At 72.0% G+C, this 12,703-nt stretch carries 8 protein-coding genes; all 8 read right to left on the bottom strand.

From position 1 onward, the window contains the following. Nucleotides 1-115: 115 nt before the first annotated feature. The gene (locus ACIA8R_RS27175; protein ID WP_397041074.1) at nt 116-1,408 is read right to left on the bottom strand and encodes a GGDEF domain-containing protein; all 1,293 of its coding nucleotides are present in this window, start codon (nt 1,406-1,408) and stop codon (nt 116-118) included. Between the two features lie 1,043 nt (nt 1,409-2,451). Continuing rightward, nucleotides 2,452-3,291, bottom strand: coding sequence for a single-stranded DNA-binding protein (locus ACIA8R_RS27170; protein WP_397041073.1), 840 nt, complete (start codon nt 3,289-3,291; stop codon nt 2,452-2,454). Between the two features lie 151 nt (nt 3,292-3,442). Then, nucleotides 3,443-5,068 (bottom strand): YfjP family GTPase, encoded by a 1,626-nt coding sequence (locus ACIA8R_RS27165; protein WP_357705085.1) that lies wholly within the window; start codon nt 5,066-5,068, stop codon nt 3,443-3,445. Continuing rightward, nucleotides 5,065-7,998 (bottom strand): dynamin family protein, encoded by a 2,934-nt coding sequence (locus ACIA8R_RS27160; protein WP_397041071.1) that lies wholly within the window; start codon nt 7,996-7,998, stop codon nt 5,065-5,067. The genes ACIA8R_RS27165 and ACIA8R_RS27160 overlap by 4 nt, the downstream gene beginning before the upstream one ends. Before the next feature lie 374 nt (nt 7,999-8,372). Further along, nucleotides 8,373-9,605: a uroporphyrinogen-III C-methyltransferase gene (gene cobA / locus ACIA8R_RS27155; RefSeq protein ID WP_397041070.1), complete on the bottom strand. Its 1,233-nt coding sequence runs from the start codon at nt 9,603-9,605 to the stop codon at nt 8,373-8,375. Between the two features lie 79 nt (nt 9,606-9,684). Then, entirely contained in the window at nt 9,685-10,698 is a 1,014-nt protein-coding gene (gene speB / locus ACIA8R_RS27150) for an agmatinase (protein ID WP_357705078.1), read from the bottom strand. Between the two features lie 37 nt (nt 10,699-10,735). Beyond that, on the bottom strand, nt 10,736-11,803 hold the full coding sequence (gene cobT, locus ACIA8R_RS27145) for a nicotinate-nucleotide--dimethylbenzimidazole phosphoribosyltransferase (RefSeq protein WP_357705076.1): 1,068 nt from the start codon (nt 11,801-11,803) through the stop codon (nt 10,736-10,738). Between the two features lie 13 nt (nt 11,804-11,816). Continuing rightward, nucleotides 11,817-12,662: a sirohydrochlorin chelatase gene (locus tag ACIA8R_RS27140; RefSeq protein ID WP_357705073.1), complete on the bottom strand. Its 846-nt coding sequence runs from the start codon at nt 12,660-12,662 to the stop codon at nt 11,817-11,819. Nucleotides 12,663-12,703: the final 41 nt, after the last annotated feature.

The following is a 12,703-nucleotide window of genomic DNA, read 5'->3' as shown; positions in this document are numbered from 1 at the left end:
GCCCTCGGCGGAGGCGGCCGACCGCCGCCCTGCAGATCCGCAGCCGACCGACAGCCCCACGGTCGGGAGATCGACGCACGCGACCGGCACGATCGCCTCGTCGTACGAAGCGAGATCACACGGCTTGCTCCTCGTGCGACGGCGGTTGCGGCGGCTGGACGACGGGGATGCAGACACGGTCCCGTCCCAGTTCCTTGGCTCGATAGAGCGCCAGGTCAGCGGCGGCCAGCAGGTCGATCAGATCGTCACCGTGCACGGTCATCAGCGCGACCCCGACCGAGATCGTGATCCGGATCAACGCGTCGTCCACCGGGGTCGCCATGTGCCCGATGTGCGTACGAAGACGTTCGGCGACCTGCCGAGCCTCGTCGACATCCGCGCCCGGCAGCAGGACGACGAACTCCTCACCTCCGAACCGCCCCACCACGTCGGAGTCCCGCAGCTCCCTGCGCAACATGGCCGCCACCCCGGCGAGGACCTCGTCGCCGACCAGGTGGCCGTGCGCGTCGTTCACGCGCTTGAAATGGTCGATGTCGATGATCAGCAGGGCCAGCGTCTCGCCGCTGCGACGCGCCCGCAGGATCTCGGTGTCGGCCTCCCGCTGCCAGGCGGCCGCGTTGAGCAACCCCGTCTTCGAGTCGGTACGCGCGGCGGCCTGCAACTGCGCGTGCAACAGGCTGCGTTGCAGCAGGACGACCGGCGGCAACGCGAGAACCAGCAGAGCGAGGTTGAGCCCGCACCCGATCGAGACCGTGACCCCGAGGCACAGCTCGACGATGTCCAGCAGCACGCTCTCCCTGTTCCACAGCACCTCCTGCCACGACCCCTCAGGGTCGGACGTGTGCGCCGCGACCGCGATGAGACCGATGTTGAGCAAGGAGAAGAGCACAGCGGCCGTCACCGCGTAGGCGATCGGCGGCCCGCTCCCCTGCGTCAGCACCCAGGGATCCGGGACGACCCAGTGGAAGGCCACCGACGCCGTACACCCGGCCAGACCGATGGCCGCCGAGCTGAACACCCGACGGTAGAGAACTGTGGCGCGGACGCGCACCTGGAGCAGGATCTGCAGCACGATCGGCGCGAAGAGGGCGTAGACCGGTGGCAGGAGCAGTGCGACCGGCAGCCACCAGGCCGACAACAGGTCGCGCGAGACTCCGGCGGGCATGCCCAGACGCCTACTGGCCTCGATGCAGACCGCGCCGCATGCCATGAGCGCGGCAAAGGTCAGCAAATCCGGCCACTGGAAATCGGTAGATCTCGTGAACAAGGTAATCGCGACGGCATCGAGGGCGACAATGGCGCACAGATACGCCACAAGCGGGCGCCGTTGCCCGAGCAATGGCCAGCGACCGGCCAGTCTTGACACACCGTCGCGAGACTTGATCGTGGCGTGACTGGTCGCCGCCATCTCGTCTCCTCCCTGACTAACGATGTGTAACACAATAATTGCGGAGTGTGCGTTATGCGATGGGAACCGCTACGTTGAAACGACCACGCCCGCTCACTCCGCGAGCGGGCTGCCGGAAAGGAGCAACCATGGTGCGGGGCGTGACCTGGACATGACCCATGCTCTAGGTATCTGACGCGGACAAACACCCCATCGGCCCCCCTTCGGGGTGGCATCGGGGCCATCGGCCGATGCCCCTCCCCCTCCCCTTAGGCCGTCCTCTGCGCGGGGCGCCGACAATCGGCTGCTGCCCCTCCGCCCCGATCGCTTCCCACCCCGTCCACCGGCCGGTGATCGACCGCGAATCGGGATTCACACCGCCAAGGTGCGCATCACTCCAACAACCGGGTGTCTCATCACGCCCGCCGGCCGGGCCTCGCGTCAGACGGCGCACCGTCTCACCCCCATGAGACACACTCCGGTTCCTCACGACGTCCCCTCTGCCGACGTCTGCACGCGCCCGGCCGCAGACACCGGCGGCGGGCAGGAGCACCGCGCGTCCGTACGTGCGCGCTCCCGAGTCGGGTGTGCGCAAGCGAAGGTGACCAAGCAGCCTCCCAGGTGGCCGCCCCGAAAGTGCAGCGGACGACCCCCAATGCACTTGACGCGACGTAGGCGAGGGGCGACCCGGCGTAGGCGAAGGCGCCGTGAAGGTGGACAAATCCGCAAGGCGGCGGACAGCCGCGCCGGTGGACGAGCGCCTTCCCAGGTTGGGCCTCCCCGCAGGCTGGAGGTCGCCGCCTTTGTGGGCGGCGCCGTGTGCGCGTACTCCTGTCGGCGAGCGGTCGCTCGCGGTGCGGGGAGGCGCGTGTCTTGCTGGTCGCCTGAGCAAGGCACCGGCACACACGCGCCTCCACCGACAGCGGCCACCCTCACGGCACGAGCATCCACCGACGTCAGTGCCTAGCCGTACAGAGCTCTAGCCGTGTAGAGCTCTAGCCGTGCAGATCCCTGGCCGTGTGACGCCCGGCTGTGTGACGCCTGGCCGTGGGGTGGTGCTGGTGTCAGGCGGCGGCCTTTTCCGGGATCTGGGTCTTCGTCCGGGGCCGGGCGGTCGGGCCCAGGGGGCGGACTGTGCCGGTCTTCGTTGCCGAGCCACGCACCCGGTGCTCTCGGGTGCCCGTGTCGGCGTCGACGTAGTCTCCCGAGGCGGGAGCGTCTTCCGAGGCGGGGTCGGCCGGGGTTTCAGGGATGGGCACAGGGGGTGTGGCCGGCTTCGGGGTGGTGGCGCCGGGGTCGGTGGCCGCGATGGCCATTGGCGCATGGTCGGCTTCCGGCCTGGCATCCTCGTCGTGAGGCTGGGCGGGGACGGTTCCGGCGGCGTCGGCGGTCAGGGAGACCGACGGGTCGGCGGTCAGGGGGATCGACGGGTCGGCGGTGGGGCGGGACGGCGGGCGGACGGGCCTGGTGCCCATGGCCCAGTCCTGGGTCTCCTCGTCGAGGCGTTCGCGCATCTCCTTGGTCATCGAGCCGAGGCCGCCCCCGCGCTCCGGCTTGGTGAAGGCGCCGGTGCCCCAGCGCAGGTCGTGCCCCACCGCGCTGGCCTCGATCTCCGGCATGAAGCGGCGGTCGCCCTCCGCGCCGAACTCGCGGATGCGGAGCTTGCCGGACACGACGACGGGTTGCCCCGCCCGTACGCAGTCGGCGACGTTGTCGCCCAGCGCCCGCCAGCAGCGGACGGTGAAGCAGACGCGCTCACCGTCGGTCCACTGCCCCGTCTTCCTGTCGAAGTAGCGGTGCGAGGTGAACACCTTCAGCGATGTGACCCTGGTGCCGTCGTCGAAGCTGTACTGCCGTGGCTCTGCTGCGACGTTTCCGGTGAGCGTGATGTAGATGTCGTTCATCCGTGCCTCCCATGATGCGGGCCTGCTGCCCGCGACCTGGGAACACGGTGCCTGAAGGGGGCCGGGTGGGGTGGAGGCGAACGCCGTTCTGTGGATGAGGGGACGGGAAGGGAACGAGCCTGTGGACGACGGCCGTACGAACAGACGGGGATCAGCTGGAGAGGTCGCGAAGGGCCGTGTAGAAGGCGTGGTGACGGCCTAGCTCGCGTTCGACCGGCTCCACCACCATCGTCGCCGACACCGCCGCCACCCGGCGGCGCATCTCCCGCTCCAGCCGTTCCCGCTCGCGCGAGGCCCCCAGCTCGACGAAGTTGCGCGAGGCGATGCCGGACAGGGCGCCCAGTCCGAGCACAGAAGCGATCATGAGCGCCACCCACGGCAGCGCGGCGCCGTCGCCGACCAGTTGCAGGGTCGCGGGCAGCTGCCTGGGCACGGTCAGCCCGGCCACCAGCCAGACCACGCCGGCCACGAACGCCACCACCAGCAGGTACTGCCACACCTTGAGCAGCCGCCACCAGCCGGGCACCCGGTCGAGGCGCGGCGCCACCTCCGTGAGCTCCTCGGTCAGCGCCTTCGGCAGCTGGGACGCGTGCGAGCGCGCCGCCTGTTGCACCGCGGTCCGCCACACCGGGTCCATCCCGGACGACAGCCCGTCGGTGAGCGCCTGCACGGCGTTGGCCACCTCGGCGGACTGCGCGCTCACCGAACCGGTCGTGATGCCGCGGATCTCGTCGCCGACGTCCTGGAGACGCAGGCTCTTCAACGGATCCGGACGGAACTTGGCGAACCACCGCGGATACGGCCAACCGACCCACTGGCTGGACCGCTCGGCGTAGACGTTCTCCATGGCCTCCCCGACGGCGGGGACGCCGATCGCGTCGCAGAGCGCGTCGGTGAGCCCCATCCTGCGCGCCTCGTCGACCGACGACGGCACGAGCAGCGCGTCGCCGAGCGGCATGGCCTCGCCGAGCCGCTGCTCCATGCGCTGGAGGTCGGCCTCCAACTTCTGGATGGCGGCGCGGCGGCGGCCGACGGCGGTCGCGATCACGCTCTTGAGGCTCTCGACGCCGCGCCCGGTGACGGCCGAGGTGGGGACGACGCTGGGATGCTCGACGCCTTCCCTGCGCAGCAGGTCGTTGAGGTCGATGACCAGCTCGGCCAGCTCCGCGGCGGAGAGCTTGTCGGCCTGGTTGAGCGCGAACACGGTCACCGCGTCGTGCCCGGCCAGCTCGGTGACGTAGCGGCGGTGCGTGGAGGCGTCGGCGTACTTCTGCGGGTCGAGCACCCACACCACCAGGTCGGCCAGCCCGATGAGCCGGTCGGCCTCGTTGTCGCTGAGCGCCCGGATCGAGTCGTGGTCGGGCAGGTCGAGCAGGATCAGCCCGTGGAGCTGGCTGTCGCCCTTGTCGAGCGCGCTGGTACGGGAGAAGCGGTGGCGCTGCTGGATCCGCAGCCAGTCGAGCAGCGGCGCCGAGCCCTCCAGCCCCCACACACAGGCGTGGGTACGGGCGGTCGTCGGGCGGCGTACGCCCGTGGGCGACAGCTCAAGCCCCGAAATGGCGTTGAACAGGGACGACTTTCCGCTGCCCGTGCCGCCCGCGAGAGCGACCACGGTGTGCTCGGACGACAGCTTGAGCCGGTCGCCCGCGTGCATCAGCAGCGCTCCGGCCTCGGTGAGCAGCTTCTGGTCGAGCCGTCCGGGGCCGAGCTCCACCACCTTGTTGAGCGCGGCCAACCTCGGCGCGAGCCCCGCCCTCGGGGGCGTGGTCGTCGTCATCGGGCGACCTCAAGGTTGTAGGTCGCCTGGAAGAGGCGGGTCGCGACGGACTCGTCCGGGATGCCCGCGGAGTCGAGAGCGTGTACGTAACGCATGGATTCCTCGTCGAACAGCATGCCTATCCTGGCTCGCAGGTCACTGAGCGCCTTGGAGCCGATGCCGCGTAGCGACTCCGCTCCGAGCAGCGCGTTCACGAGCCGGTGCGGGACGCCCGACCCGTCGCCGCCGCTGAACATGGCGACCGTGAAGATCAGGGAGAGCGCGTCGGGATCGAACGAGACGAGCTTGGACACCGAGCGCTTGGTCACGCCCTCGGTCCGTACGAGCTCGTTCAGGTGATCCTGCCAGGACGCGATGGCTCGCCCGGCGTGCCGCAGAAGGTTGTCCGACGGGCGGTCCAGCCCTTCGACGAGCTTGGCGCCCAGCTCCGAGCGGTGCCGCCAGCGAGCGACCACCTCCTCGGCGGCGCGGTTGGCCGCGGCGACGATCACCGACTCCAGCCCGGCCCGGATCGCCGCCTTGAACGCCAGCACGCGCTCGGGCGTCTGTCTGCCCGCCTTGCCGCCCTTGCCGAACTGCAGCGAGCGCATGAGGTCGCCGGAACCCGCGAAGTCCTGCCAGCGGGCCAGCACCTCGCCGTGCAGCAGCGAGCCGTTCTTGGACGCCTTGTCGATCTCGGCCAGCGCGCCCAGGTAGGCGGCCTCCACGTCGCTGCGCAGCTCGGCCCGGAACACCGCCTGGCCCTCCAGGTGCCTGGCCAGCGCGGGCACGCGGGTGCGGAAGCTGTTGAGCACCCCGTTCAGGGTCTCCTGCACGGCCTGCGCGCGGCGCGCCTCGTCGACGGAGAGCTCGGCCAGCCAGAGGCGCAGGTCGGTGACCTCGCTGTCGGGCAGCCTGCCGTCGGTCACCGTCGCCTCGTGGATCACGAACCTGTCGATGTCGCCCAGGCCGTATTCGGTCAACATGCGGACGAAGTGCTTGAGCACGACGTCGGCCGAGCGCGGCTGCACCCGCGACAGCACGATGGCCAGGCGGGCGCCGCGCTCCTTGGCCAGGCGCAGGAGGTTCCAGGCGGGGGCGTCGGCGTAGCGGGCGGCGGTGGTCACGAAGATCCACAGGTCGGCGGCGTCGAGCATGCGGTGCGCGATCTCGTGGTGCTCCTCGACGACCGAGTCGATGTCGGGGGTGTCGAGCAGCGCTACGCCCTGCGGGAGCTTCTCGGTGGACACGACGACCAGGCCGTCCGTACCGCTGTCGGGCGACGGCCGCTCCAGCCGTTCGAGGCCGGCGAGCAGCTCGCCCTCGGCGAACCAGCTCCTGTCGTCGGGGTGGCAGGCGAGGATCGGGGTGCCGGTGGTCGGGCGGCGCACTCCGGTACGGGAGATGTTCCGCTCGGCCAGGGAGTTGACCAGGGTGGACTTGCCCGCGCCGGTGGAGCCCGCGATCACGATCAGCGCGGGGGCGGTGTTGGTGCGCACCCTGGGCAGGACGTAGTTCTCCAGCTGGGCGAGCAGGTCGGCCCGTGCCTGCCTGGCCTCCTCGGCTCCCGGCAGGTCGAGGCTGAAGCGCAGGTCGGACACGCTTTCGCGCAACGCGCGCAGTGCCGCCGTCATGGCCTCGACGACCTCGGCGGGCAACTCCTCGACCCGCTGCCCTGCTTCCGCGCCCTGCGGATCTTCCGGCTCCGGCACGGCGTCCGCGTCGGCCGCCGTGTCGGCCGCCGTGTCGGTGTCGGCCACGGCATCCGGGTCGGTGTCAGGATCGGTCTCGCCGCTGTCGTCGGCGGGATCGGCGGCATCCGTTCCGGCCTTGTCGGCCTCACCCGGGATCGTGATGTCGTCGGTGTCGGCCTCGACGTCGAACTCCTCTTCCGCCAGGTCTCCCGGGTCGGTGGGGTAGTCGGCGTCGGCGGGGACATCGGTGGCCGCAGTGTCTTCGGTGGCTTCGGTGGTGGCGGTGTCGCTGGGTTCGTCGTCGGCGGGGGTGTCGTCGAGATCGCCGTCGTTGTCGTCAAGGGCGATCGCCTCGGCGAGGACGTCCTCGCCTTCCGTAGAAGGCGCCGCTTCGGCTTCGGGAGCGGGGTCGGATCCCGCGTCGGCCTGAGTGGCGGGACCGGCGTCGGCGTCCTCTCCTTCGAGGTCGGTCGCCTCGGCGAGGGCGCCGGTGTCCACGTCAGCGTCGGGAGCGGTGTCGAGGTCGGGGTCGCTGTCAGAAGCAGCGCTCACCTCGGAGGGGACGGCATCTGCGTCGGGGACGGGGGCGACGTGGGGAAGGGGGCCGTCCGTGGTGGGCGGGCGGTCGTCGCCTGTGGTGTCCGTCTCGTCGTGCGTATCCCGTGGTGAGAACTCTTCGGGGTGTGGGTCGAGCGGAGCGTCGTTCGGGGGTGCGTCGTCGTCGCCAGAAGCCGCGTCGGCCGGGACGTGCTCGGGCTCGATGTCGGAAGGGGTGGCTCCGGTGTCGTCCGCGTCGGCGTTCGGGCTCGCGGCCACCGGGTCGGACTCCGCGTCCGGGGTCGGCTCGGGGGAGGCGGGCTGGTGGGAGGGGGCGGCGGGTTCTTGGGCGGCGCGTTCCCAGAAGGCGGGCGGCCTCGGGCGCGGGTCGTTGCCCTCGCGCGGCTCGGCAGGGCGGGCCGGGGTGAACAGGCTGGGCCGTTCGGCGGGACGCGCCGGAGTGAAGAGGCTGGGGCCGGTGGGCTGGCCGGTCTCCGTCTCGGCGGACGGCCGTTGCGGCGCCGAGGGCACCTGCCGCGTGAAGGGCCGCTGCGGCGCGGCCGGCTCCTGCGACGCCGAGGCCGGCGGCCCGGACGGGTGACGCGGGGCGGCGGGCTCGTCGGCACGCGGCGGCCGCTGGAAGAGCGAGGGCCGGCCAGAGGAGGACGACGGCTCGTCCGCAGCGGACGGCAGCCGTTCGGCAGAGGACCGCGACGGCAAACCGGAGGGGGACCGCTCACCGGTAGACCGCGATGGCAAACCTGAGGAGGGCCGTTCAGCAGAGGACCGCGACGGCAACCCCGAAGAGGGCCGCTCAGCGGAAGACCGCGACGGCAACCCCGAAGAGGGCCGCTCAGCGGAAGACCGCGACGGCAACCCCGAAGAGGACCGCTCAGCGGAAGACCGCGACGGCAAACCCGAAGAGGACGACGGCCCTTCGGTGGGGGGAGGCGGCGGGGCCGCAGGAGGTTGGGGGGCCTCGGTGGACGAAGGGGCCGGGTTTCCGGGGTCGGGCAGGTCGTCGTCCGTCACCGGACGGAAGCTCAACGTCTGCTCCCCCAGCGACTCGTGCCGCCCGTCATCCATGGCGGTGTTCACGGCGATCGCTCCGCTCGAACCATCTCGACCTCCTGGCCGACCCGCACGACGTCGCCGACGATGACGATCGCCGGAGGCCGTATCCCAGCCGCGGACACGCGGTCGGCCACGGTGGAAAGCGGTGCGACTACCGCCCGCTGGGTCGGAAGGGTACCGTCCTGTACCACCATTACGGGAGTCTCCGGCGCACGTCCGTCTCGAAGGAGCGCCTCGGCCACCTTCGGCAGCCGCTCGACGGCCATCATCAGCACCAGCGTGCCCTGGGAACGGGCCAGGCCGGGCCAGTCGACGGTGGAGGCCGGGTCGTCGGGCGCGACGTGCACGGAGATGACGTGGAACTCCTGGCTGACCCCGCGATGCGTCACCGGCACCCCGGCAGCGGCCGGGACCGCGACGGCGCTGGTGATGCCGGGCACGACGAGCACGGGGATGCCGGCCCGGGCACAGGCGATCATCTCCTCGCCGCCGCGCCCGAACACGAACGGGTCGCCGCCCTTGAGCCGGACGACGAACTTGCCCTGCCTCGCCCGGTCGACCAGCAGCTCGTTGATCTTCTCCTGGGACAGCGACCTGCCGTAGGGCACCTTGGCGGCGTCGATCAGCTCGACGTCGGGGGCGAGCTCGTCGAGCAGCGCCCGGGGCGCGAGCCGGTCGGCGATGACCACGTCGGCCTGGGCGAGAAGCTGCCGCCCGCGCACGGTGATCAGGCCGGGGTCGCCGGGACCGCCGCCGACCAGGGCCACGCCGACGGGCTTGGTGCGGTTGCGCCGGGCGTCGACCGTGCCGTCGCGCAGCGCGTCGACGACCGCGTCGCGGATGCCCGCGGCCCTGCGCGGGTCGCCGCCCGCGGTGACGGCCACGCTGATCTCGTCGACCCGGCTGGAGGCGGGGGTCCAGGCGGCGGAGGCGTCCTTGTCGTCGGCGCGCACGCACCACACGCGCTTGGCCTCCGCCTCGGCGGCGACCGCGGTGTTGACGGCCCTGTCGTCGGTGCACGCCTGCACGAGCCAGGCGCCGTCGCAGTCGCCGACCTCGTACGGCCGCGGGTGCCAGGTGACCCGGCCCGCCGCGATCAGATCGTCGAGGGCAGGCGTGACGCCCGGGGACACGACGGTGACCTCCGCACCGGCCTCTAGCAGCGCGGGAACACGCCGCTGGGCGACGCGGCCGCCGCCCACGACGAGGACCCGGCGGCCGGAAAGCCGCAGGCCGAGGAGGTAGGGACCCATGGGGGAAATCTCCCGTTCGCGAAGGTTGTGTTCGGAGGTAAACCTACCGGCTCACCGTGCGTCGTTCGCTGCACACGGCTCAACGGCCGTCAAGAAGAGGCTGCGACGGGTCCCAGCGTGGCCCGCCCTGAGCGTCTTTGCGGCGTCTGGCCATGGCCGAGAGTGCCTCAAGAATAACGCGGTTCCCGAGGAACGCGGTGATGTCGGCGTGGTCGTACGGCGGCGAGACCTCCACCACCTCCATCCCGGCCACGGGCAGCTCGTAACAGATCCTGCGCACGGCGTCGAGGAGCTGCCTGGCCGACAGGCCGCCGGGCTCGGGCGTGCCGGTGCCGGGGGCGTGCCCGGGGTCGCAGACGTCGATGTCCACGGACAGGAAGACCTGGTCGCACTCGTCGAGCGCGATCGTGAACGACTCCGTCAGGCACTCCTCCAGCCCGCGCGTCACGATCTCGGTCATCTCGTACGAGCGCATGCGCTGCGCCGCCATCCAGTCGAGCGTCTCGGGCTCGGGCCAGTAGCCGCGCAGCCCGATCTGCAGGAACCTGTCGCCCCGGATGGCGCCGGACTCGATGAGCCGCCGCATCGGCTGGCCGTGTCCGTGCAGGTGGCCGAACTCGATGTCGCCGGTGTCGGCGTGAGCGTCGAAGTGGATCATGGACGTGCGGCCCGGCTCGTACGCCCTGGCGGTGCCCCGGGCGTCCGGCAGCGCGACGGTGTGGTCGCCGCCGAGCACCACGGGCACGGCCCCGGAGGAGGCGATCCGGTGGACCGCGTCCTCGATGGCGGCCAGCGAGCCCTCGACGTCGCCGGAGTAGCACTCGACATCGCCCGCGTCGAACACCCGCAGGTCGCGCAGGGCGTCGACGCGCAGGGCCAGGCTCGGACGGGACCCGTTGTGCGGCAGGTAGCAGGTCTGGCGCAGCGCCATCGGCCCGAACCTGGCGCCCGGCCGGTTGGAGGTGCCCCCGTCGAAGGGGGCGCCGATGATCACGACGTCGGCGCCGGCATGACTGGCCGGGTCCGCGAGGTCGCAGCGCTCGACGCCGAGGAACGTGATGTCGGGGCCGAACATGGGACCGTACCGGGACACTGCTCACCTCACGTGCTGTCTGGCGTGTCCCCCATCATCACACGGGTTTCTCGGTGACCCCCGCCGAGTCGAACGTCGCCACGTCGTGCATCACCCGTACGGCCGCGCACACCAGCGGATGCGCGAGCAGGCCGCCGGTGCCCTCGCCGAGCCGCAGCTCCAGGTCCACCAGGGGGCGCAGCCCGAGGTGGTCGAGCGCGGCGGCGTGGCCGGGCTCGGCCGAGCGGTGACCGGCCACGCAGTGACCGCTGACGTGGGGGTCGAGCGCGGCGGCGGCCAGGGCGGCCGAGCCGGCGATGACGCCGTCGAGGATCACCGGCACCCGGTTCGCCGCGCCGCACAGCACGAAGCCCGCGATGGCCGCGTGCTCGAACCCGCCCACGGCGGCCAGCGCGCGCAGGGCGTCGCTCGGCCCGGTGCCGCCCGGCAGGCCGTTGACGCGCAGCGCCTCGCGGACGATGTCCACCTTGTGCGCGTACGTCTCGTCGTCGATCCCGGTGCCCCTGCCGGTCACCTCGGCCGGGTCCTTGCCGGTGAACACGGAGATCAGCGCGGCCGAGGCGGTGGTGTTGGCGATGCCCATGTCGCCGGTGATCAGGCAGCGGGCGCCCTTGTCGATCAGCTGCTGGGCCACCGCGATGCCCGCCTCCAGCGCCCTGACGGCCTGGTCGACGCTCATGGCGGGGCCGCGGGACAGGTCGGCGGTGCCGTACGCGACCTTGCGCTTGATCAGGTCGGGGGCGTCGGGCAGGTCGGCGGCGACGCCGACGTCCACGACCGTCACGGAGGCGCCCACCTGGGCGGCGAAGGCGTTGGCGACCGCGCCCCCGGCCAGGAAGTTGGCGACCATCTGCGTGGTGACCTCCTGCGGCCACGGGCTGACGCCGCGCGCGTGCACGCCGTGGTCGGCCGCGAAGATGGCCAGGGCGGCCGGCTCGGGCACGGGCGGCGGGCAGACGCCGGAGGCGCCCGCAAGGCGTACGGCCACCTCCTCCAGAGCCCCGAGCGCGCCGCGCGGCTTGGTGAGCCGGTCCTGGTGGGCACGGGCCTCGGCGAGCGCCTCGGGGTCGGCGGGACGGATGGCTGCCAGGGTCTCGGCGAGCACGGGACACCTCCACTTAGTGAACGAGCTGGAGCGCTTCCTCGTAGCGGTCGATCACGACGTCGGCCAGCGTCTCGCAGTCGCCGATCACCTCGGCGCAGCGGATGTCGAGGTCGGGGTGGCCCGCGCCGTACGCCAGGGCCTGCGCCCACACGCGCTCCAGCAGACCGCCCGCGAACAGCAGGTACGGCACCACGATCACGCGCTTGGCGCCCAGCCGCCGGCAACGTTCGAGCCCGCCGGGCACGCCGGGCGGCGTCACCGAGACGAACGCGGTCTCGACGGTCATGTAGTCGTAGGCGTGCGTCTCCCAGAACAGCCGCGACACCCGGTGGACCTCGGCGTTGGCGACGGCGTCGGTCGAGCCCTCGCCGACCAGCACGACCGCCGTCTCGCCCGGCTCGACCTGCCCGGGGGCTTCGTCGAAGGCCGGCGTGTCAACGGCGCGCAGCCGGGGGCGGGCGCCGACCAGCTCCAGCGGGCGCGGCCTGGCCATCTCGGCGGCGGCCTCGCCGAGCCGGTCGGCCAGCAGCGCCAGCACGCGCGGGTCGGGGCCGAGGGGACGGCCGTAGTCGTACATGAGGGTGGGGTGGCGCTGCTGTTCGAGCGCCATCGCGGCCGGGAACTCCTCGCCCACCCTGCTGAGACTGAGCGGCAGCGCGACGAGACGGTGGTGGCCGCGCGCCATCAGGGACGCCACGGAGTCGCTCAGGCGCGGCGTGGCGCGTTCCAGGTAGCCACCGGAGACGTCGACGGCCGTCTGGTCGAGGCGGCAGCGGAGCCGGTGGACGAACCTGCCGAACTCCGCGGCGTAGGCGTCATCGTTCGAGCCCTGCCCGATCAGCAGGAGCGGCGGCTTCATTGAGGGAATCTCCGGTGCGTAGACAAAGTCACGCGAGGATA

Source organism: Nonomuraea sp. NPDC051191 (assembly GCF_044455665.1).
GTDB lineage: Bacteria > Actinomycetota > Actinomycetes > Streptosporangiales > Streptosporangiaceae > Nonomuraea.
Note: the sequence above shows the minus strand (reverse complement) of the source record. Positions and strands in the feature narration are given on the sequence as shown.

Excerpts from the sequence above, each read along its gene's own strand:
- ACIA8R_RS27165 (WP_357705085.1), bottom strand. The coding sequence starts at position 5,068 with ATGACGACGACCACGCCCCCGAGGGCGGGGCTCGCGCCGAGGTTGGCC.
- ACIA8R_RS27170 (WP_397041073.1), bottom strand. The coding sequence starts at position 3,291 with ATGAACGACATCTACATCACGCTCACCGGAAACGTCGCAGCAGAGCCA.
- ACIA8R_RS27140 (WP_357705073.1), bottom strand. The coding sequence starts at position 12,662 with ATGAAGCCGCCGCTCCTGCTGATCGGGCAGGGCTCGAACGATGACGCC.
- cobA (WP_397041070.1), bottom strand. The coding sequence starts at position 9,605 with ATGGGTCCCTACCTCCTCGGCCTGCGGCTTTCCGGCCGCCGGGTCCTC.
- ACIA8R_RS27175 (WP_397041074.1), bottom strand. The coding sequence starts at position 1,408 with ATGGCGGCGACCAGTCACGCCACGATCAAGTCTCGCGACGGTGTGTCA.